At 72.9% G+C, this 20,191-nt stretch carries 19 protein-coding genes; 4 read left to right on the forward strand and 15 right to left on the reverse strand.

The genetic code is table 11. The features are described 5' to 3' along the window. Nucleotides 1-172: 172 nt before the first annotated feature. A complete protein-coding gene (locus ACFWVE_RS16255) occupies nucleotides 173-1,390 on the reverse strand; it encodes a cytochrome P450 (protein ID WP_384013904.1) in 1,218 nt (405 codons plus the stop codon). A gap of 385 nt (nucleotides 1,391-1,775) precedes the next feature. Between ACFWVE_RS16255 and ACFWVE_RS16260 the strand changes: the two genes are divergently transcribed. Beyond that, nucleotides 1,776-2,174: a hypothetical protein gene (locus tag ACFWVE_RS16260; protein ID WP_384013907.1), complete on the forward strand. Its 399-nt coding sequence runs from the start codon at nucleotides 1,776-1,778 to the stop codon at nucleotides 2,172-2,174. A gap of 126 nt (nucleotides 2,175-2,300) precedes the next feature. Further along, nucleotides 2,301-2,843: an MOSC domain-containing protein gene (locus ACFWVE_RS16265; protein WP_384013910.1), complete on the forward strand. Its 543-nt coding sequence runs from the start codon at nucleotides 2,301-2,303 to the stop codon at nucleotides 2,841-2,843. 221 nt (nucleotides 2,844-3,064) lie between these two features. Here ACFWVE_RS16265 and ACFWVE_RS16270 read toward each other — a convergent pair whose 3' ends face one another. From ACFWVE_RS16270 to ACFWVE_RS16310, 9 genes are all read right to left on the reverse strand, one after another. Next, nucleotides 3,065-3,790, reverse strand: coding sequence for a response regulator (locus tag ACFWVE_RS16270; RefSeq protein ID WP_384013913.1), 726 nt, complete (start codon nucleotides 3,788-3,790; stop codon nucleotides 3,065-3,067). Continuing rightward, nucleotides 3,787-5,145, reverse strand: a complete 1,359-nt coding sequence (locus ACFWVE_RS16275; RefSeq protein WP_384013916.1) for a sensor histidine kinase — start codon at nucleotides 5,143-5,145, stop codon at nucleotides 3,787-3,789. The genes ACFWVE_RS16270 and ACFWVE_RS16275 overlap by 4 nt, the downstream gene beginning before the upstream one ends. 152 nt (nucleotides 5,146-5,297) lie before the next feature. After that, nucleotides 5,298-5,960 (reverse strand): response regulator, encoded by a 663-nt coding sequence (locus ACFWVE_RS16280; RefSeq protein WP_384013919.1) that lies wholly within the window; start codon nucleotides 5,958-5,960, stop codon nucleotides 5,298-5,300. Next, on the reverse strand, nucleotides 5,957-7,306 hold the full coding sequence (locus ACFWVE_RS16285) for a sensor histidine kinase (RefSeq protein ID WP_384013922.1): 1,350 nt from the start codon (nucleotides 7,304-7,306) through the stop codon (nucleotides 5,957-5,959). Before ACFWVE_RS16285 ends, ACFWVE_RS16280 begins: the two co-directional genes overlap by 4 nt. Continuing rightward, nucleotides 7,299-8,519 carry an acyltransferase gene (locus ACFWVE_RS16290; protein ID WP_384013925.1) on the reverse strand — a complete coding sequence of 407 codons (1,221 nt, stop codon included), beginning with the start codon at nucleotides 8,517-8,519 and terminating at the stop codon, nucleotides 7,299-7,301. Before ACFWVE_RS16290 ends, ACFWVE_RS16285 begins: the two co-directional genes overlap by 8 nt. Beyond that, nucleotides 8,512-9,483, reverse strand: coding sequence for an alpha/beta hydrolase (locus ACFWVE_RS16295; RefSeq protein WP_384013927.1), 972 nt, complete (start codon nucleotides 9,481-9,483; stop codon nucleotides 8,512-8,514). The genes ACFWVE_RS16290 and ACFWVE_RS16295 overlap by 8 nt, the downstream gene beginning before the upstream one ends. A gap of 192 nt (nucleotides 9,484-9,675) precedes the next feature. Then, on the reverse strand, nucleotides 9,676-10,554 hold the full coding sequence (locus tag ACFWVE_RS16300) for an alpha/beta hydrolase (RefSeq protein WP_384013929.1): 879 nt from the start codon (nucleotides 10,552-10,554) through the stop codon (nucleotides 9,676-9,678). A 180-nt stretch (nucleotides 10,555-10,734) separates the two neighbouring features. Continuing rightward, a complete protein-coding gene (gene kynU / locus ACFWVE_RS16305) occupies nucleotides 10,735-12,039 on the reverse strand; it encodes a kynureninase (protein ID WP_384013932.1) in 1,305 nt (434 codons plus the stop codon). Continuing rightward, on the reverse strand, nucleotides 12,032-12,862 hold the full coding sequence (locus ACFWVE_RS16310; RefSeq protein WP_384013935.1) for a tryptophan 2,3-dioxygenase family protein: 831 nt from the start codon (nucleotides 12,860-12,862) through the stop codon (nucleotides 12,032-12,034). The genes kynU and ACFWVE_RS16310 overlap by 8 nt, the downstream gene beginning before the upstream one ends. 394 nt (nucleotides 12,863-13,256) lie before the next feature. On the opposite strand from ACFWVE_RS16310, the gene ACFWVE_RS16315 reads away from it, so the two are divergent. Continuing rightward, a complete protein-coding gene (locus ACFWVE_RS16315; protein WP_384013938.1) occupies nucleotides 13,257-14,411 on the forward strand; it encodes a PP2C family protein-serine/threonine phosphatase in 1,155 nt (384 codons plus the stop codon). After that, the gene (locus ACFWVE_RS16320) at nucleotides 14,408-14,830 is read left to right on the forward strand and encodes a DUF3151 domain-containing protein (RefSeq protein ID WP_384013941.1); all 423 of its coding nucleotides are present in this window, start codon (nucleotides 14,408-14,410) and stop codon (nucleotides 14,828-14,830) included. The genes ACFWVE_RS16315 and ACFWVE_RS16320 overlap by 4 nt, the downstream gene beginning before the upstream one ends. Here the strand turns inward: ACFWVE_RS16320 and ACFWVE_RS16325 are convergent. The 5 genes from ACFWVE_RS16325 to ACFWVE_RS16345 form a co-directional block, all read right to left on the reverse strand. After that, the gene (locus tag ACFWVE_RS16325; RefSeq protein WP_384013944.1) at nucleotides 14,827-16,380 is read right to left on the reverse strand and encodes an MFS transporter; all 1,554 of its coding nucleotides are present in this window, start codon (nucleotides 16,378-16,380) and stop codon (nucleotides 14,827-14,829) included. The genes ACFWVE_RS16320 and ACFWVE_RS16325 overlap by 4 nt on opposite strands. Before the next feature lie 69 nt (nucleotides 16,381-16,449). Next, on the reverse strand, nucleotides 16,450-17,481 hold the full coding sequence (gene fbaA / locus ACFWVE_RS16330) for a class II fructose-bisphosphate aldolase (protein ID WP_384013947.1): 1,032 nt from the start codon (nucleotides 17,479-17,481) through the stop codon (nucleotides 16,450-16,452). 182 nt (nucleotides 17,482-17,663) lie between these two features. Next, nucleotides 17,664-18,212 carry an orotate phosphoribosyltransferase gene (gene pyrE / locus ACFWVE_RS16335; RefSeq protein ID WP_384013950.1) on the reverse strand — a complete coding sequence of 183 codons (549 nt, stop codon included), beginning with the start codon at nucleotides 18,210-18,212 and terminating at the stop codon, nucleotides 17,664-17,666. A 10-nt stretch (nucleotides 18,213-18,222) separates the two neighbouring features. Next, entirely contained in the window at nucleotides 18,223-19,023 is an 801-nt protein-coding gene (locus tag ACFWVE_RS16340; RefSeq protein WP_384013953.1) for an aldose 1-epimerase, read from the reverse strand. Between the two features lie 80 nt (nucleotides 19,024-19,103). Continuing rightward, nucleotides 19,104-20,075, reverse strand: coding sequence for an SRPBCC domain-containing protein (locus tag ACFWVE_RS16345; RefSeq protein WP_384013956.1), 972 nt, complete (start codon nucleotides 20,073-20,075; stop codon nucleotides 19,104-19,106). Nucleotides 20,076-20,191 lie beyond the last annotated feature (116 nt).

The raw sequence follows: 20,191 nt of genomic DNA on the forward strand, positions 1-20,191 counted from the left end.
CCCGCTCCTCCCGCTGCCCCCCGTCGCCGCCGGCCTGGTGTGGCGGGCCCTGGCGGGCACCCGGCGGCGGCACCTCGAGACCACGTCGCCGGGCAGGGCCGCGGTACGGGGCAACCGTCCCGCAGCCCCGTCCCGCAGCCCCGTCCGGCGCGGGCCGGCGCGGGCCGGCGGGTCAGACCTCGACCGCCAGCCCCTCCATCCCCCTGATGACGAAGTTCGGCTTGCGCCGCGGCTCCTGGGTCGGGCGCAGGGCCGGGGCCCGCTCCAGCAGCGCCCTCATGGACGCCGCGAGTTCGATGCGGGCCAGGGGCGCGCCGATGCAGTAGTGGATGCCGGCGCTGAAGGAGATGTGCGGGTTGTCCGCGCGGGTGAGGTCCAGGCGGGCGGGGTCGGTGAAGACGGCCGGGTCGTGGTTGGCGGAGCCGAAGAGCATGGCGATCTCCGCGCCCCGGGGGATCATCGTGCCGTCGATCTCGATGTCGTCCAGGACCCAGCGTTCGAACAGCTGGAGCGGGGTGTCGTAGCGCATCAGCTCCTCCACGGCGGAGGGGACCAGGGAGTGGTCCGCGCGGAGGGCGGCCAGCTGGCCCGGGTTCCGGAACAGCGCCGCCCAGCCGTTGACCGTGGAGTTCACCGTCGCCTCGTGGCCCGCGTTCAGCAGGAGCACGCAGGTGGAGATCATCTCCTGCTCGGTGAGGCGGTCGCCCTCGTCGTGGGCCGCGATCAGCCCCGAGACCAGGTCGTCGCCGGGGTGGGCGCGACGGTGCGCGATCAGCTCGCGCAGGTACTCGGTGAACTCGACCGAGGCGCGCACCGCCCGTTTCGCCGTCTCCTGCGACGGGTTCAGCTCGTACATCCCGCAGATGTCCGCCGACCAGGGCCGCAGCGGTGCCCGGTCCGGCTCGGGGATGCCCAGCATCTCGGCGATCACCGCGACCGGGAGCGGTTCGGCGACGTCCCGCAGCAGGTCACCGCCGCCGGCGTCGACCAGCGCGGACACCAGGTCCCCCGCCAGTCCTTCGACGTACGGCTTCAGGCGCTCCACCGTGCGCGGGGTGAACGCCTTCGACACCAGGCGCCGGATGCGGGTGTGGTCCGGCGGCTCGAGATCGAGCATGCCGTGGTCGTTGAGGGTGTGGAACGGCTCGTGCTCGGGCGGCGGGGCGGTCCGGCCGAACTCCTCGTGGGTGAAGCGGTGCTGGTACGTCCGCCCCAGACGCCTCTCCCGCAGCAGCGCCGAGACGTCCGCATGGTGCGGGACCAGCCACTGGTTCGTCGGCTCGAACCAGTGCACCCGGCCCCGTTCCCGCAGCTCGGCGTAGGCGGGGTACGGATCGGCGAGGAACGCCGGGTCCCACGGGTCGAACGCAAGGTCGGATTCAGCCGTCATGAACGGACCATAGGACGCCGACCGGGCCCCTGCCCAGAGCCCTCATCAAAAGCGGCTCTCCCGACGGTGACAGGAAGGGCCGACAAGCACTGCCCCTTGTGACCTGCGGAGCGAGACCGGACAGTGCCCCGCACAGCACCTTGGCCGAATGAGTACCCGCGCTCATGGCGCCTGCCGTACGAGGCGGGAAACTCTGACCATGTTCATCAGACGATCAGCTGCGGCAGCCGCGGTCTCCCTTGTCGCGGTCACTGTGGCCGCGTGTGGAACCGAGCGGGGCGAGCAGGCGCAGTCGGCGAGTCCGCCGCCTTCCTTCACGCCCCGGCCGACGTGCGCGGAACCCGTCGCGGTGCCTTCGGATCCGCCGTCTTCTCCCGTTCCGAGTGTGACCGGCACACGCCAGGAGGGGAACGGGGACCAGGCTCCCCACTACGCCGAGAACCACGCCTACCGCATGCAGGCGTCCCTGACGCCGGACAAGCGTGCCCGAGGGCAGGCGTCGGCGAAGCTCATCCGCGAGGAGCTGGAGAAGGTCCGGCAGGAAGGGGGTGCCGGTGAGCACGGCGCCTTCGGCGAGGAGCGGATCGCGGCGGCGCTGAGCCGTCTCGGCTGCGGCGAGGAGCACGGCGTGTACATCGGGACCGGGTTCTACAGCGTCCACACGGGAGTCGTGTGCGTGTCCGGTCGCGTGACGAAGGACGAGTTGACCAGCGAGGTGCACGGTGCCTACGTCGAGCCCCAGCCGGGAACGGGCCCCTGTGTCAAGAACAGAGGAGGTCACTGACCGGGCGGGGCCCACGCCCCTGGCCGAGGATGTGGCTCACGGCCTCACCCACGGTCGAGGAGGGCCGCTGTGCGGCCCAGGAGTCAGGGTCGTGGCCGAGCATCGTCACTGAGGGGGGAGCCAAGGATGAGCGGGACGGTCACGGCGGTCAGCAGCAACGGCGCGTACTCGTTCACCAAACCGAACCGGGACAGCATCACGCTGCTCGCCGGGCTCGGTGTGGACGGTGACGTACATGCCGGCGTAACGGTCAAGCACCGCTCACGGGTCGCGCAGGACCCCACCCGGCCGAACCTGCGCCAGGTCCACCTCATCCATGAAGAGCTCTTCGCCGAGGTCGGTGCGGAGGGATTCACAGTGGTGCCCGGTGACCTCGGCGAGAACATCACCACCCGTGGCATTGATCTGCTCGGCCTGCCGGTCGACACGTTGCTGCGCGTCGGCGACGAGGCAGTGCTGAAGGTGACCGGCCTGCGCAATCCGTGCCTGCAGATCGACACCTTCCGGGACGGGTTGCTGAAGCAGGTCGTCGGCCGCGATGAAGCCGGAAACATCGTGCGCAGGGCCGGAATCATGACCGTCGTGGAGGAGGGCGGCGTGGTGCGCCCGGGCGACGTGATCGAAGCGGAGCTTCCCAGCGGGCCGCACCGGCCTCTGGAGCGGGTCTGACGTCTTTCCGGCGGCGGGCCGTGACACGGCATCAGCCGTGCGCGTCCCGCCGCCGGCGGAACGTCCTCGTCACCGCGGCACAAGCGGCCTGTCCGCGCGTCCTCTCGACGGACTCGATGAACGCGGTGAACGCGGTGAACGCGGTGAAGGAGCGAGTGGGGACGGCAGCCGCTCTCCGGATTCGGTGACCGGGGCACGTACGTGTGGTGCGAGCTCGGCGGTCAGCCCGGCGTCACCAGGCGGGCCTCGTAGGCGAAGACCGCGGCCTGGGTGCGGTCGCGGAGGCCCAGTTTCACCAGGATGCGGCTCACATGGGTCTTGATCGTCGACTCGGCGACCACCAGACGCCCGGCGATCTCCGCGTTCGACAGGCCCTGTGCGATGAGCACCAGGACCTCCGTCTCGCGCTCGGTCAGGTCGCCGTACGCCGCGTGTGCGGACGGCATCAGGCGCGGGGCCTCGGACAGCTTGGAGAACTCGGTGATCAGCCGCCGGGTCACGGAGGGGGCGAGCAGCGCCTCCCCGGCCGCGACCACCCGTACCCCGTCGGCGAGGCGACGGGCCGAGGCGTCCTTGAGGAGGAAGCCGGAGGCGCCCGCGCGCAGCGCCTGGTAGACGTACTCGTCGAGGTCGAAGGTGGTCAGCACCAGCACCTTCGCGGCGCCGTCGGCGGCGACGATCTCGCGGGTCGCCTCGATGCCGTTCAGCTCGGGCATGCGGATGTCCATCAGCACGACGTCGGGGGCGAGTTCGCGGACCCGCTGCACCGCCTGCCGGCCGTTGACGGCCTCGCCGACGACCTCGATGCCCGGCATCGCGTTCAACAGGACGGAGAAGCCCTCGCGGACCATCATCTGGTCGTCCGCGATGAGGACGCGGATGCTGCCCCCGTCGCCGCTCCCGGGACCTGCTCCAAGCCCTGCTCCGATTCCGCTCGCCCCGCTCATGCCTCGTCCTCGTCCGCCGCGCCGACCGGCAGGAACACCGCGATCTCGTAGCCGCCGTCGTCCGCCGGTCCTGCCGTCATCTCGCCGCTCAGCATGGTGACCCGCTCGCGCATGCCGGTGATGCCGTGTCCGGCGCCGGGCGAGGGCTTGACCAGGTTCGGCTCGGGCGCCGGGCCGTTGACGATGCGCAGGCCGAGCCCTCCCAGGACGTACCCGATCTCGACCCGGGCGCTCGCCCCGGGCGCGTGGCGCAGGCTGTTGCTGAGCGCCTCCTGCACGATCCGGTACGCCGACAGCTCCACGCCGGGCGGCAGCTCGCGCACCGCCCCGGTCACCACCTTCTCCACGTCCGGACCGGCGTCGCGCACATTGGCGAGCAGGGCGTCGAGGTCGGCGAGGGTGGGCTGGGGGGAGTCGGGGGCCTCGTAGTCCTCGGCACGGACCACGCCGAGGACCCGGCGCAGCTCGGTGAGGGCGGCCACCGCGTTCTCGCGGATGGTGGCGAAGGCGCGCTCCAGCTCGGGCGGCGGGTTCTCCACCCGGTAGGGCGCGGCCTCGGCCTGGATGGCGACGACCGACATGTGGTGGGCGACCACGTCGTGCAGCTCGCGGGCGATGGTGGTGCGCTCCTCGAGGAGTGTGCGCCGGGAGCGCTCGTGCGCGGTGACCGTCTGCTGGGCGGTCACCTCCTGCTGGGCGGTGTGACGGACGTGCCGGAAGGAGACCACGAGCAGGGCGAAGGCGGACGTCACCATCATGGGCCCGCTGTTCGTGTAGTAGTACGACCCGCCGAAAACGATGTCCGAGAGGAAGGCGTACACGGCGGTCAGGACCCACATCCAGGCGGCGGTGCGGGGCCGGGTGCGCAGCGCCACGACGATCAGCACCGCCAGGTGGCAGACGAACGCGCCGGGCATCCACGGCCATTCGCCTCCGCTGCCATTGAGGACCGCGACCACCGGGGTCACCGCCAGCGACAGCCAGAACGCGCCGACCGGCCGGACCAGCGTGGCGAGCACCGGGAACGCGCACAGCAGGCCGGCCAGCAGAGCCAGTACGTTCCCGCCGGGCAGGCCGCCCCCCAACGCGCCGGCCGACAGGGCGAGCAGCGCGACCACTCCCACCAGCGCGTGCGGGAGATGTTCCGCGGAGGACCTCAGCCGGCCGGGCAGCCGGCGGACGAACGGGCCGTCCGTGCGCCGGCGCGGCAGCGGCCGGTAGGCGAAGGCGTCCTCGAACAGGTCGTGGCGCAGTCCGCGCAGGGCGTTCTGGGCCAGCCGGTACTCCGGGCTGCGGGTCTTGGCCCCGTCTCCGGCCGGCGGGGCCGCGGAGTGGGCGTGGGTCGTCTCGGTCACGGTCACACGTTAGGCCGACCGGGGGACCGGGGGCGTCCCCGGTGAGAGGGGTTCTCGGGCGTCCGTCTCAGGTACTACGAGGGGTGGCGGGGGCGGGGAGGGAAGGGGGCGGGGAGAGAGTCCCGTGCCCCGAGAGCCCGCCCGGCCCCGCGTCAGTACCCCGACGGCCGGACCAGCCCCGACTCGTACGCGAAGACCGCCGCCTGGGTGCGGTCCCGCAGGCCCAGTTTCACCAGGATGCGACCCACATGGGTCTTCACGGTCTGCTCGGCGACCACCAGCCGCACCGCGATCTCCGCGTTGGACAGGCCCTGCGCTATCAGCCCGAGCACCTCCGTCTCCCGCTCGGTGAGGTCGGCGACACGTTCCCTGAGCGGAGGACGGGGCCTGTCCTCCAGGCGTGCGAACTCGGCGATCAGCCGCCGGGTGATGCCGGGTGCGAGCAGCGCGTCGCCGGCCGCCACCACCCTCACGGCATCGGCGAGTTGGTCACTGGAGGCATCCTTGAGGAGAAACCCGGAGGCGCCGGCGCGCAGCGCCTCGTACACGTACTCGTCGAGGTCGAAGGTGGTCAGCACCAGCACCCGGATGTGCGGGGTCGCGGCGGTGATGCGGCGGGTGGCCTCGATACCGCCGAGTTCGGGCATGCGGATGTCCATCAGCACGACGTCCGGGGCGAGGTAGGCGACCTGTGCGACCGCGTCCAGCCCGTCGACCGCCTGGCCGATCACCTCGATGTCGGGCCGGGTGTTCAGCAGCAGGGTGAAACCCTGCCGGACCATCTGCTGGTCGTCGGCGACGAGTACGCGGATCATGGGGTGTCGTCCTTGTGCTGAGGGGCCGGGTCGCCGGTCCCGGTGCGGGAGTCGGCGGGAAGGTGGGCGACGACCCGGTAGCCGCCGTCGGACCGGGGGCGGGTGGTGAGGCTGCCGCCGAGCATCGCGGCCCTCTCCCGCATGCCGAGCAGCCCGTGCCCGGCGCCGGAGGACGGCGGCGCCGCCCGCATGGGCCGGGTGTTGGTCACCTCCACCCGCAGCCCGTGCGGTTCGTGGGCGAGGGCGACGTGGGCGGTGGCGCCGGGGGCGTGCCGCAGTACGTTGCTCAGCGCCTCCTGCACGATCCGGTACGCCGACAGCTCGACGCCGGGCGGCAACGGCCTTCGCACACCGGTGACTTCGGTGGTCACGGCGAGTCCGGCGGCCCGGGTGTTCTCCACCAGCGCCCCGAGCCGGTCCAGGGTGGGCTGCGGGGCGTGCGGGGCGGCACCGGAACCGTCCTCGCGCACGGGGGAGGCGGGATGTTCGGAACGCAGTACACCCAGGACACGGCGTAGTTCGGTGAGCGCGTCGAGGGCGTTCTGCCGGATGCCGACCAGGTTCTCCTTCAGCTCCTCGGAGGGGTTCTCGACCAGGTGCGGGGCTACCTGGGCCTGGATGGAGATGACCGACATGTGATGGGCCACCACGTCGTGCAACTCCCGCGCGATCCGGCTGCGTTCCTCCAGCAGGGTGCGCCGGTCCCGCTCCTCGGCGGTGAGCGTGGTCTGCTGCACGAGTTCCGCACGGGCCTCGCGGCGGCCGCGCAGGGCGATGCCGAGGACGACGGCGGTGGCGAACAGGGTGACGGCGGTCTGGCCGGTGGGCCGGTAGTTCTGTGCGCCGATCAGTCCCTGGACGACGTAGGTGACAAGCCCGGTCAGTACCAGCGCCTCCACGGAGATCCTGGTACGGACCCGCAGGGCGAGCAGCAGCAGGACGAACAGATGGGAGATCAGACCGGCCGAGGTCCAGGGCCAGGTGAACTTGTACTCGTCGGGGGCCATCCGCGCCCGCACGGCCATCGCTGCGACGACCGTGGTCGCAAGGGACGCCCACCATGCCGGGACCGGGTACCACAGCGCGAGCAGCATCGCGGCGCCGTGTCCGAGTGCGATCAGGAAGGCTGACCCGGACACGAGGTGTCCGTGGTCCGAGAGTTGGCTCGCGTCGCCGAGCACGACCCCGAACCCGGCCAGGCACACGATCCCGTGCGGTAACCAGCGCAGCCACACCGACGGGGGCAGCGGGTCGGCACGGAGCGTCCACAGATCGTCCCGCAGCACCCGCAGCCACCGCAGGACCGGCTCCGCCCCCTTGTCCGCCACACGGTCCAGCTTAGACATGACGTGCACCCTTCACTGCCTTGTCCGCCGTCGGCCGATACGCCCGCGACTCCCGCGCTCCCCGGGGCCACCGCCCGCGCCGTCCCCCGCCCCGCTCCCAGGACCGGAACGCCGCCCAGCAGACCGTGAGGGCACCGGCGAGCACCGGCAGCCAGGCCAGCCGGGCGGCCACCCAGCCCAGGCCGTCGGGGACGGTGTGGAGTCCGGGGAGGCGGCCGAGGAGGAGCGCGGTGGCGGTGGTCGCCATGAGGGCCGTCTGGTGCCAGAGGAAGACCGTCATCGCGGAGAGGTTGACCAGAGCCACCGCCGCCCAGGCGACGGGCCGGCGCATGGCACCCCGCAGCCGCTCCCGCAGCAGCAGCGCCAGTCCGCACTGGGCCAGGCCGAAGGTGACGGCCGCCAGCGTCGGCGGGTCGAGGTTGGAGATCCCGGCGCCGGGGACACCGACCATCGAGGCCGGATAGCCGGCCCGGGCGACGAGCGCGGCCGTGGCCGCCGTACCGGCGACGAGCAGGATCCAGCCCGAGCGGCGGTGCTCCAGCTCGCCCCGGGTCCAGGCCGCGCCCAGGGTGTAGGGGACCAGCCAGCCGGCCGCGAGGTTGATCCAGCCGAGCCACGCGGGGCCGCCGAGGCCGAAGCGCGCCACGTCCACGTGCAGGACGACGGCGAGCGGCCACAGCGGGTGGAGCCGGGCCAGCAGCGGGGTCGCGGCGGTGAGGGCGGCGAAGACCAGCAGGAACCAGAGCGGGGACAGGGCGAGTTTCACCAGCGTGCGGGTGGTCGCGAGGTCGGTACCGGCAAGCAGCAGCACGACCGTGACGGTTGTCCACAGGGTGAGGACGGCGGTGACCGGTTTGAACAGCCGGGCGAGCCGGCCGCGCAGCCAGCGGTGGTACGGGACGCCCCGGGCGCGGGCCGAGGCGTGGCCGCGGGTCGCCACCTGGCCGCCGACCAGGAAGAACACGGCGAGCGTCTGGAACAGCCAGGAGACGGGTGCCAGCCAGGGCATGTGCTGCAACGGGCTGGCCGTGTGCAGGGTGCGGCCGTCCGCGACGAGCGCGGTGACCAGCCAGTGGCCGAGGACGACGCCGAGGACCGCGCCGGCGCGCAGGGCGTCCACGGCGCGGTCGCGGTGGGCGGGGGTGGCCGCGTCGAGACGGTGGGCGGCCTGCCGTACGCCGTCGCGTACGGCGTTCGGGATCAGGTCAGTCATGGGTCACCGCCGTGGTCTCGCCCAGGACGATCCGGGCCAGGTTGGTCAGGGAGGAGGAGCCGGGTGCGAAGTAGTCGCTGTGGCCGCCGTCGCCGGCCTCGAAGACCCGGGCGCCGAACGCCGGGGAGACGGGATCGGTGCCGAAGCCGACGCCGGTGCCGAACAGGCCGACGCCGATGTGGGGCACGTGCCTCACCCAGTCGTCGGCGCCGCGGGCCGCCCAGATCCGGGCGCGGGTGCGCAGACCGGCGGCGGTGTCGACGCCCATGCCCGGACTGCCGACGACGGCGAGGTCGTCGACGCCGGCGGCGTCCAGGCCGGGGGCGGCACGGGCACAGACGACGGAGCCGTAGGAGTGGCAGAGCAGGGAGAGGCGCGGGCGCGGACCGGTGACGGCCCGTACGTCCCGTACGAAGGCGCGCAGTTCGGGGGCGGCCCGGTCCGCGAGGTCGGTGGTGGCGACCGCGACTCCGATCGTGGCGGGCGTCTCGTAGCCGAGCCAGGCGACGACCGCAGTGCGGATGCCCGCCGGGGCCTCACGGGTGAGCCGCGCGTGCAGGGCCTGGGCGGCGGCGCGGAACCGGCCGTACGTGTCGAGGCCGGTGTCGGAGCCGGGGACGAGGACGGCGACACGGTCGGCGTGCGCGAGGTCGCCCAGGACCTCGGTGACCAGTCCGGAGCCGCGCCCGTCGAAGGCGAGCAGGTGCCGGGCGGGGTCGGCCAGGGCACGGTCGGCGGCCGCGCGCCGCCGGTCGCCGTAATCCGCGGCCATCCGGGCGGCCTTCGCGGCGCCCGCACGGTGGGCGGCGTAGGTGGCGTCGAGGGTGGCCGCGGTCGGTGCGGCGAGCGTGACCGGTGGCGGGGCGGGGACCGGGGGCCGGGCCGCTCCGACCACGGGCAGCGTCACGGCCGAGGCGACGAACACGGCGAGCACGGCGCGGCGCCACCGAAGCCCTCTTGCCACCAGACCCACGGTCGGCCTCCTCCCTGTCCGTCCGCCCGCTCACCGGGCCCTTCGGACAAGGAAGTTACGGATCGGCGCAGGTGGTCCGCGTCCCGCCGGGGAGCTCACCTCGGGGGTAGCTCTCAGGTATGACGGGCAGGGCCGACGGCACTGGGGAGAGGGCCCCGCCGGGCACACCTCGGCAGGCCGGGTTCACCAGGCGAGTTGGGCGATCTCCTCCGCCACCACCGCGCAGGCGTCCGCCGCCGGGTCGATCAGCGGGAAGTGGCCGACGTCCTCCAGCAGCGTCACCCCCACCACCTCACCGGCCTTGGCCGCCGCGTCGGCGTACGACTCGGCGACCGCCTGCGGGACATCGGCGTCGGTACGGCCCTGGACGATGGTGGTGGCGATGCCGGTGGGCAGCAGCAGCGCGGGGTCGGCGTAGGGCTGCCGTTCGGCGAACCGCTCGTCGCCGCCGAGGAGCTGGCGTACCGCACCGCCGCAGACGTCCAGCTTGTCGGCGGCCGCGAGGTCGGCGATCGGGGCGAGGGCGACCACGCCGCGCAGGGGCGCGGGGCGGTCGGTGTGCCAGGGGGCGTCGGCGGGGAGGAGGTGCCGGGCGGCGGCCCACAGCGCCAGGTGGCCGCCCGCCGAGTGACCGGTGACCACGGTGCGGCGCGGGTCGGCGCCGGGCAGGTGACGGCGGGCCAGCCCGGGCAGCGCGTCGAGCGCGGCGGCGATGTCGTCGAAGGTGTCGGGCCACCGCCCCGCGACCGGGTCCCCGCCGCCCGTCTCCCCCGCCCCGCGCCGGTACTCGACACTGGCCACGGCGAATCCCCGGCGGGCCAGGAAACCGGCGAACGGGCTGACGTGCCGCCGGTCGTAGGGCGCCCGCCAGGCACCACCGTGCAGGACGACGACCACGGGCGCGGGGCCGCCGGGGCCGCCCGTGGCACGTGGAACGTAGAAGTCGATCAGCTGGTCCAGGCCGTCGCCGTAGGCCGCGGTCGCGTCGGGGGCGACCGGCGGACGGGAGAAGACCGACTCCTCCTCGGCTGCGGACCGGGCGGCTGCGACGTCGTCCCTCATGCTCAACCTCTCAGCGATCAAACGTACTTGACGGACGAGAGAAGAATTCGGCCGTTGGCCGGGACGGTATCAGCACGATGACGGGCGTGGACATGGGGTTATCACGCTCGGTGAACCTCTCCCGAGGGCGGCCGGGGCGGAGAGCACCTCCTGCCCCGGCCACCTTCTCCCGGGCACCGGTCAGGCCTCCCCGTCGGCTCCTGCCTCCGCCGGTACCTCCGCCGGTACCTCCGCCGGTGCCTCCGCCAGTACCTCCGCCAGCACCCGGGCCGCCCGCTCCGTGTCCGCGAAGCCGACGTACAGCGGGGTGAACCCGAAGCGGAGGACGTCCGGATGGCGGAAGTCGCCCACCACCCCCCGCTCGATCAGCCGCCGCATGACGTCACCGGCGTCCCGGCAGCGCAGGGCGATCTGGCTGCCCCGCTCCCGGTGCGCCCGCGGAGTCACGCACTCGACCCTGCCCTCGGGGACGTACGCCTCGACGCACTCCAGGAAGAAGTCCGTCAGGGCAAGGGATTTGGCCCGCACCGCCTCGACCGTGACGCCGTCGTCCCAGACGTCCAGCGCCGCCTCCAGGGCGAGCAGGGACAGGATGTCCGGGGTGCCGACCCGCCCGCGCAGGGCGCCCGGCGCCGGTGCGTACTCCGGACGCATGCCGAAGGGCTCCGCGTGGGAGTTCCAGCCGGGCAGCGGGGAGTCGAAGCGGTCCTGCAACTCCGCGCGCACATAGAGGTACGCCGGTGAACCGGGGCCGCCGTTCAGGTACTTGTAGGTGCAGCCGACCGCCAGGTCCACACCGTGCTCGTCCAGCCCGACCGGCAGCGCGCCCGCGCTGTGGCACAGGTCCCAGACGACGTACGCCCCCGCCGCGTGCACGGCGGCCGTGAGCGCGGGCAGGTCGTGCAGCCGGCCGGTGCGGTAGTCGACGTGGTTGAGCAGCACGGCGGCCGTACGGTCGCCGAGCGCGCCCGGGACCTCGGACGGCGGCACCGGACGCAGGGCGCAGCCGGTCATGCGGGCCGCCGACTCGGCGATGTAGCCGTCCGTGGGGAACGTGGTCGCGTCCACCACGATCTCGTCGCGGGCGGGTCCGGCGGCACCGCCCGTCAGCCGGGCCAGGCGCACCGCGCCCACCACCGCCTTGAAGACGTTGACGCTCGTGGAGTCGCCGACGACGATCTGCCCGGCCGCCGCGCCGACCAGCGGAGCGATCCGGTCGCCGATCCGCTCGGGCGCCGTCCACCAGCCGCTCTCCGTCCAGGACCGGATGCGCAGCTCGCCCCACTGCCTGCGGACGACGTCCTCGACCCGGCCGGGGACGGTGACGGGCAGCGCGCCCAGCGAGTTGCCGTCGAGGTAGACGGCGTCGCCACCGCTCTCGCCGCCGTCCGCGTCGAGCACGAACTCGGTCCGCTTGGCGGCCAGCCGGTCGGCCGCGTCCAGCTCCTTCGCCCTGAGCCTCGGTTCAGACATCGGTTCAGACATACGACCGCGCCGTCCACAGCTCGGGGAACACGTTGTTGCGCGCCCGCTTCTCCAGCCAGGCCACTCCGGCGGAGCCGCCCGTACCGGTCTTGGCGCCCATCGCGCGGCGGGTGGCGACCAGGTGGTCGTTGCGCCAGCGCCACACCAGCTCGGCGACATCGGTGAGCGCCTCGCCCAGCCGGGCGACATCGCCGCGCTCGTCACCCGAGTAGACGGCCGTCCAGACCTCCTCCACACCCGGCGACGGCTCGTACTTCCGGGACACGTCACGGCGCAGCACCTCGCCGGGGACGGCGTGCCCGCGGCGCGCGAGGAGGCGCAGCACCTCGTCGTACAGGCTCGGCTCGTGCAGCGCCTTCTCCAGTTCGGCGTGCACCCGCGGCGCGCCCCGGTGCGGGACGAGCATGGACGCGGACTTGTCGCCGAGCAGGAACTCCATGCGCCGGTACATCGCCGACTGGAATCCGGAGCCCTCGCCGAGCGCGCCGCGGTAGGCGTTGAACTGCGCCGGGGTGAGCTGTCCGAGTGGTTTCCAGGAGGCGTTCAGCGCGTCCAGTTCCCGGACGGACCGCTTCAGCGCGTCGATCGCGGTGGGGATGTCGTCGCCGCGCAGCGCGTTCGCCGCCGTCTCCCACTCGTGCACGATCACGGTGAACCACAGCTCCATCACCTGGGTGGTGACCAGGAAGACCATCTCTCCGGGATCGTCGGAGAGGGTGTGCTGGAGGTGGGTGAGGACGTCGGCCTTGACGTAGTCCTCGTAGGGGGTCGTGCCCTCGAAGTCGAGATGCGGGGTCTCCGGCTCAAAAGCCTCGTGGGACATCGCTGTCTCCTGTTTTTGTGCTCTGGGTAGCGGTCCGCCCCTGCCGTTACCGACACGGGGGCCCCGGTCCCCACACGGCATCCTCCGCAATCGTCCCCCGGCATCGCAAGGTCCGCCTGATCACGGACGGGCCACAGGGACGGGCCACGGGGGTACGCCACGGGGATGCACCGGGGGGATGCACCGGGGGCCGCGCCCTCGGAACGCGCCGCAGGAGTACGCCGCACCATGCCCCGGCCGCCGGAGCCGGCCCGTCCCCGTCCCCGTGCCCGCGCCCGCGCCCGCGCCCGCGCCCGCGCCCGCGGAGATCTTCCGGTAGCCGTCGCCAGGGGCGTGTCGGAGACTGGGTGCCGGCCGCACCGACGGGACGACCACCTCAGAAATACTGAATCGCATGCGAAACGGGCGCACGGAAATGAGGGGGCGCGAGCGGTGGCTCCGGTGGCTGCCCATCGCGCTGCTCGTGGGTGCCTTCGTCCTCGACCTCGTCCTCCTGGACAACGTCAGCACGTTTCCCCTGCTCGCGGCCGCCCCCGTCCTGGCCGCGCCGATCCTCTCCCTGCACGGGACGATCGCCACCGGCGTGGGGGCGAATGCCTTGGGGCTTCTCCTGGTGGACCTGGAAAGAGAGCCGACCCGCGCCGACGTCACCGCGTTCAGCAGCCTGGTCCTGCTCACCGTCATCGCGGCGGGCCTCAACGTGCAGCTGACACGCGACCGGCAGCAGCTGAGGACGAGCCGCGAGGTGGCGGCGGTGGTGCAGCGCGCGGTGCTGCCGGACCCGCCGCGCCGGGTGGGACGGCTGACCGTGGCCGCCCGGTACGAGGTCGCCCACGCGGAGGCCGCCATCGGCGGTGACCTCTTCGCGATCCACGAGACGCCGCACGGCATCCGCATACTCATCGCCGATGTGCGCGGCAAAGGACTGGAGGCGATCCGTGCGGTGAACGCCCTGCTCGGATCGTTCCACGAGGCCTGCCTCTACCGGTCGGACCTGCCGGGCGTGGTCCGGCAGCTGGAGAAGCGGATGCGGGGGGACATCGACCAGGCGAGCGGGACGGAGACCGAGTCGTTCGCCACGGCCGTCGTCGCGGAGCTCGCCCCCGACTGCTCCGAACTCCGTATCGCCGTCCGGGGACACGCGGCACCCCTGCTGGTGCACGACGGCCGGGCGGTCCCGCTGGAACCTGCCGTACCGTCGCTGCCCCTGGGTCTGGGCGTTCTCGACGACGGTCCCGGTGGCGCTCCCGACGGCGGCGAGGTCCCGGTCGACCGGTTCGAGCTGCCGGCCGGGGCCACACTGGTGCTCTACACCGACGGCATCAACGAGGCCCGCGACGCGGACGGCGCCTTCTTCGACCTCGTTCCGATGCTGTCCCGGCCCTTCCCGCCGGACCCGGACGTAGTGCTCGACGCCGTACTCGACGCCGTCTTCCGGCACACCGGGGGCGCGCTGCAGGACGATGCCGCGCTCTTCGCCGTCACCCTGGACGCGGACACCGCCGCACCGCCAAAGCGACCCGCGGCAGGTGGCAGACTGGCGTCATGACCACTCAGAAGAACCTGCTCGGCGGCCCGGACCCGACCCGTCTGCCGGAGAACGAGGAGGCGTACCGCCTGCTCAGCGAGAAGTCCCTGCCGCCCGCCGAGGTGGTGGCGAAGTTCCCGACGTTCTCGCTTGCCTGGGCCGTGCTCGCCGACGACGCCTTCGAGGCGGGGCGAGTGGTCGAGTCGTACGCGTACGCCCGGACGGGCTACCACCGAGGGCTCGACTCCCTGCGCCGGTCCGGCTGGAAGGGGCACGGCCCGATCCCGTGGAGCCACCGCGCCAACCGCGGCTTCCTGCGCTGCCTCGCCGCCCTCGCCCGCGCCGCCGAGGCGATCGGCGAGAAGGACGAGGCGGAGCGCTGCAAGCAGTTCCTCCAGGACAGCAGCGCCGAGGCGTACGAGGAACTGAAGCGGGCTTAGAGCCTCTCGGACCCGGGCGATGGTGGTGTTTCACGTGAAACACCACCTTTCCGCCCCACATCGGGTTCGGGTCCGATCTCGGGTTCGGGTCCGATCTCGGGTTCCAGTGGGGGCACCGCCACACTGCCGTGCGTACGGCATTCGGGGTGGCGGCAGCCCGGTGCCGGACGCCGTACGGTCGCGAAGGCGATGACCGAGCCGACCACCAGAACCGCGGCACACAGCACCATTGCCCGGCCGAACGCGTCGTCGAAGGCGTCCGGCTCCCGGTACGCCTCCGGCCCCATCCCGACCAGCAGCGGCAGCGCGGCCACCGCCACCAGGCCGGCCGCGCGGGCCGCCGCGTTGTTGACGCCGCTGGCCAGGCCCGCCCGCGCGGTGTCCACGGCGGCGAGAACGGTCGCGGTCAGCGGCGCCACCAGGGTGACCATGCCGAGCCCCAGCACCAGCAGCGCGGGCAGGACGTCGGGGAGGTACGAGGCGCCCGGCCCCACCCGCGTCATCAACAGCATCCCGGCCGCGCACAGCAGCGGTCCGACGGTGAGCGGGATGCGCGGCCCGATCCGGTCGGCGAGCTCGCCGGAGCGGGCGGAGAGCAGCAGCATCAGCACGGTCGTGGGCAGCAGCGCCGTACCCGCGGCGAGCGCGGACCAGCCGACGGCGACCTGGAGCTGGAGCGCGGCGAGGAAGAAGAAGCCGCCGAACGCCGCGTACACGCACAGCGTGACCACGTTGACCGCCGTGAACTGGCGGGACGCGAAGACGTCCAGCGGCATCATCGGGTGCGCGCGGCGCTTCTCGACGACCACGAAGGCGACGGCGACGACCAGTCCGGCGGCCCCGGTGACCGCGACCAGGAGGGAGCCCCCACCGGCCTCACCGGCCTCGATCAGCGCGTACGTGACCAGGGCGAGAGCGAGCGCGCCGAGCACCGCGCCGAGCACGTCGAAGCGGCCGTGGGCCCGCTCCCCGCTGTCCGACTCCGGTACGTGACGGACGGCGATCGGGGCGCACAGCACGGCCAGCGGCACGTTGATCAGGAACACCCAGCGCCAGCCCGGCCCGTCCACCAGCCAGCCGCCGAGGAACGGGCCGACCGCCGCGCCGATCCCGCCGAAGCCGGACCACAGGCCCACCGCCCGGCCCCGGTCGTCGGGGTGGAAGGACGCCTGGATCAGGGCGAGCGAGCCGGGCGTGAGCAGCGCGCCACCGACCCCCTGCAGGGCACGGGCGGCGATCAGCACACCGGCGTTCGGCGCGAGGCCGCACAGCAGGGAGGCCGCCGCGAACCACAGCACCCCGACCACGAACACCTTCCGTCGCCCGAACCGGTCGCCCAGCGCCCCGCCCAGCAGGATCAGCCCGGCCAGCGTGACCATGTACGCGTTGACCGTCCACTGCAGGACGGCGAGGTCCGCGTCGAGGTCACGGCCGATGCGCGGGAGGGCGACGTTGACGACGGTGGAGTCCAGCAGGGCCATGCTGGAACCGAGCACCGTGGTGAGCAGAACCCACCTGCCCTGCGGGGAGGCCAGCCGGACATCGGGCATGCTCGGAGCATACGGAAACGGGCCGAGCCCGGCACCACAGGCGCCGGGCTCGACCACGCGTACGAGCGGTTACTTGATCCTGGTGCCCGTGGAACGCAGGTTCTGGCAGGCCTCCAGGACGCGGGCGGACATCGACGCCTCGGCCAGCTTGCCCCAGGTGCGCGGGTCGTACGTCTTCTTCGAGCCGACCTCGCCGTCGACCTTCAGGACACCGTCGTAGTTCCTGAACATGTGGTCGACGACCGGACGCGTGAAGGCGTACTGCGTGTCCGTGTCGATGTTCATCTTCACGACGCCGTTCTCCAGCGCGGTGAGGATCTCCTCCGGCGAGGAGCCCGAGCCGCCGTGGAAGACGAAGTCGAACGGCTGCGAGCCGGCCGGCTTGCCGTACTTGGCGGCGGTGCCCTCGTTCAGCTCCTTGAGCAGGTCCGGGCGCAGGACGACGTTGCCCGGCTTGTACACGCCGTGCACGTTGCCGAACGACGCGGCCAGCAGGTAGCGGCCCTTCTCACCGAGACCGAGCGCCTCCGCCGTGCGGATCGCGTCGTCGACCGTGGTGTAGAGGGAGTCGTTGATCTCGTGCGAGACGCCGTCCTCCTCACCGCCGGTCGGGGTGATCTCGACCTCGAGGATGATCTTCGCGGCGCGGGCGCGCTCCAGGAGTTCCTGCGCGATGCTCAGGTTGTCGGCAAGGGTCTCCGCGGAGCCGTCCCACATGTGGGACTGGAACAGCGGGTTGCGGCCGCCCTTGACGCGCTCCTCCGAGATCGCGAGCAGCGGACGGACGTAGCCGTCGAGCTTGTCCTTCGGGCAGTGGTCCGTGTGCAGGGCGATGTTGACGTCGTACTTCTCGGCGACGATGTGCGCGAACTCGGCCAGGGCGACCGATCCGGTCACCATCTCCTTCTTGTGCTGACCGCCCAGGAACTCGGCGCCGCCCGTGGAGATCTGCACGATGCCGTCGCTCTCCGCCTCGGCGAAGCCGCGCAGAGCCGCGTGCAGGGTCTGGGACGAGGTGACGTTGATGGCCGGGTAGGCGAACTTTCCTGCCTTCGCCCGGTCCAGCATCTCGTTGTAGACCTCGGGAGTTGCGATGGGCATCTGTCCGCTCCTTATGCATGCGCGTGCGGGTTGGCGTACTGCGTACTGTCGGCCCTGACCTGGAACCTTGGATGCGACGTCGTTGTCGGGCCCATCTTCCCAGACTCGCCCCGCCCGTCGACGGCTCCGGCCGAGTCGTTATGCGAGGTGATGCAGGGGGCCGGTCCCGTGGTGCCGGCCGGTCAGTCCAGGCCGAGCTCGTCCTTGCCGAAGGCGAACAGGTACGGCACCCCGGCGCCCTCCCGGATCTTCTCGGCGGCGCCGGTCGCCCGGTCGACGATGGTCGCGACGGCCACGACCTCGCCGCCGGCCTCGCGCACGGCCTCGACGGCGGTGAGCGGGGAGCCGCCGGTGGTGGAGGTGTCCTCGACGACCAGGACCCGGCGGCCCCTGATGTCCGGGCCCTCCACCCGCCGCTGCATGCCGTGCGCCTTGGCCGCCTTGCGGACCACGAACGCGTCCAGCCGCCGACCGCGCGCCGCGGCGGCGTGCAGCATGGCACCGGCCACCGGGTCCGCGCCCATGGTGAGGCCGCCGACCGCGTCGAAGTCCAGCTCGGCGGTGAGGTCCAGCAGCACCTGGCCGACGAGCGGGGCGGCCTCTCCGTCGAGGGTGACGCGGCGCAGATCGACGTAGTAGTCGGCCTCGAGCCCCGAGGAGAGGGTCACCTTGCCGTGCACCACGGCCTTGTCCTTGATCTGCTGCAGCAGCGCGCCGCGTACGTCACTCATGACAGCCAGCTTAGAGGCGGGTCCACGTCCAGGTGGTCGTGGCCTCCAGCGGCTCCAGCGGGGTGACCAGGCGCGGGTGGGTGTTCAGCCCGTTGGGCGGCCCGGTCTGCGGTTCCACGCAGACGGCCTCGCGCTGCTCGTCGTAGACCACCACCCACTCCTCCCGGCTGGTCACCCTCAGTTCCAGCCGCCCCGGCCAGGTGAGGGTGACGTCGACCCCGTCGGGCATGCCGAAGCAGTCGTCCCAGGGTCCGGGGCGGGGGCCGATCCGGTTGCCGGTGGGCAGGTGGTCGTCGCCGCGCTCCTCCTGCCAGGCGGCGGTGAAGTCGAGGCGTACGTCCTGGGCGTCGTCCGGGCCGCCGAGGGTGCGGTTGAACCAGGGGTGCCAGCCGATCTGCGCCGGGAAGGACGACTCGTACGTCTCCACCGCCATGGCCAGCGTCAGCGCGTCCTCGCCGAGCGTGAACTGCTGCGTCACCCGCCCGGGGAACGGCCACGGCTCCACGAGGTCGTACGTGAGCACGGCCTCGTCGGCGCTCTTGCGGGCGGTGCGCCAGACGGCGTCACGGGCGGTGCCGTGGATGGCGTTGGGCGGGGCGTTCAACGGCAGCTGGTGGACGGTCGCCCCGTCCCGGAACCGGCCGTCCCTGGTCCGCCCGCACCAGGGGACCATCGGGAAGCACCCGAAACGGTCGCCCTGCCGCAGCAGCTCGACGCCCCCGACCCTCAGCCCTGAGACCCGCCCGCCGTTCCCCGGCCGTACGGTCACCTCCGCGTCGCCCGCGGTCAGCGTGATGTCTTCGTCACTCACAGGACGACCCTACTGGGGTGATCAAGAGTGCCTCCGCCGGTCGGGCCGGTCGGGCCTGCCTCGCCCCTCGGCCCCGGGTTTCAGCGGCGCCTGCGGAGGGCCCGCACCGCGACGATCGCCGAGGCCACCGCCAGGGCCGCCGCCGGGGCGGCCCAGCGCAGGGGAGTGACGGCGGAGACGGTCTGGGGGGCGGGGACCGGCGCGTAGCGGCCCCGGGGCGGGGCGTGGTCCACCTCTTCGGCGCTGCGACCGATCATGGTGCGGCGCGCGTGCGCGGCCTCGGCGACGGCGTCTTCGTCCGCCTCGGCGTCGGCGACGGCGTCCGCGTCGGCGTCTTCGTCCGCGTCTTCGTCCGCCTCGGCGTCGGCGTCGGCCCTGTCCGCGCCGTCCGCGCCGTCCGCGCCGTCCGCCGGGTCCGCTGCCCCGTCCGCTGTTTCGTCAGCTGTCCCGTCCACGTCGTCCTGAAGCCCGGGTTCGGGAGCCGTAAGGGGAATCTCCGCGTCGAAGACGGAGGGAGCCGAGGGAACCGAGGGCGACTCCGTGGCGGGAGGTTCCTCCGAGGACGGCGTCCCCTCCACGGGTGTCCCCTCCTCAGGTGTCCCCTCCACGGGTGCCTCCCCCGCCGTGGTCCCCGTCGACGTCCCCAGATTCGCCGCGAAGCGGCTCAGGAGGCGGGCCACCGCCGAGGTCACCGCGTCCGGCGGCAGCTCCGCGACCCGGCCGCCGGCCGTCGCCGTGCCGTGGACGGTGAGCGTGGCACCGCCCTCCGTGTCCCGCAGGGTCAGCCGCAGCGCCAGTTTCACGGCGCCGGTACCGCGCGCCTCGACGCCGTCGCCCTCCACGGCGTAGGAACCGTCGTCCCGCCGGGACACCCGGACGGCGCCCCGGTAGGTGACGGAGTGGCTGCCGATGCGGACCTTCAGCCGGCCGGCGACCGGTTCGGCACCGGCGTCGTGCTGGAGCCCCGGCACCGCGCGGGCGACCCGTGCGGGATCGTCCAGCGCCTCCCTGAGCCGCTCCACCGGAACCGGAACGAACACCTCGTGCTCCATGACTGCGGAGCCTACCCACGCGAACGCCGGACTGTATCCCCGTCGGCGCGAAAGGACCATCGGACGCGGCCCCGTGGACCGGCCTCGGCACTCTCGGCTCAGCGGTCCTGCTTCAG

Source organism: Streptomyces sp. NPDC058632, assembly GCF_042717095.1.
Classification (GTDB): domain Bacteria; phylum Actinomycetota; class Actinomycetes; order Streptomycetales; family Streptomycetaceae; genus Streptomyces.

Coding starts and splice junctions, on each gene's coding strand:
- ACFWVE_RS16255 (WP_384013904.1), bottom strand. CDS start 1,390: ATGACGGCTGAATCCGACCTTGCGTTCGACCCGTGGGACCCGGCGTTC.
- ACFWVE_RS16265 (WP_384013910.1), top strand. CDS start 2,301: ATGAGCGGGACGGTCACGGCGGTCAGCAGCAACGGCGCGTACTCGTTC.
- ACFWVE_RS16270 (WP_384013913.1), bottom strand. CDS start 3,790: ATGAGCGGGGCGAGCGGAATCGGAGCAGGGCTTGGAGCAGGTCCCGGG.
- ACFWVE_RS16280 (WP_384013919.1), bottom strand. CDS start 5,960: ATGATCCGCGTACTCGTCGCCGACGACCAGCAGATGGTCCGGCAGGGT.
- ACFWVE_RS16285 (WP_384013922.1), bottom strand. CDS start 7,306: ATGTCTAAGCTGGACCGTGTGGCGGACAAGGGGGCGGAGCCGGTCCTG.
- ACFWVE_RS16290 (WP_384013925.1), bottom strand. CDS start 8,519: ATGACTGACCTGATCCCGAACGCCGTACGCGACGGCGTACGGCAGGCC.
- ACFWVE_RS16300 (WP_384013929.1), bottom strand. CDS start 10,554: ATGAGGGACGACGTCGCAGCCGCCCGGTCCGCAGCCGAGGAGGAGTCG.
- kynU (WP_384013932.1), bottom strand. CDS start 12,039: ATGTCTGAACCGATGTCTGAACCGAGGCTCAGGGCGAAGGAGCTGGAC.
- ACFWVE_RS16310 (WP_384013935.1), bottom strand. CDS start 12,862: ATGTCCCACGAGGCTTTTGAGCCGGAGACCCCGCATCTCGACTTCGAG.
- ACFWVE_RS16315 (WP_384013938.1), top strand. CDS start 13,257: ATGCGAAACGGGCGCACGGAAATGAGGGGGCGCGAGCGGTGGCTCCGG.
- ACFWVE_RS16320 (WP_384013941.1), top strand. CDS start 14,408: ATGACCACTCAGAAGAACCTGCTCGGCGGCCCGGACCCGACCCGTCTG.
- ACFWVE_RS16325 (WP_384013944.1), bottom strand. CDS start 16,380: ATGCCCGATGTCCGGCTGGCCTCCCCGCAGGGCAGGTGGGTTCTGCTC.
- fbaA (WP_384013947.1), bottom strand. CDS start 17,481: ATGCCCATCGCAACTCCCGAGGTCTACAACGAGATGCTGGACCGGGCG.
- pyrE (WP_384013950.1), bottom strand. CDS start 18,212: ATGAGTGACGTACGCGGCGCGCTGCTGCAGCAGATCAAGGACAAGGCC.
- ACFWVE_RS16345 (WP_384013956.1), bottom strand. CDS start 20,075: ATGGAGCACGAGGTGTTCGTTCCGGTTCCGGTGGAGCGGCTCAGGGAG.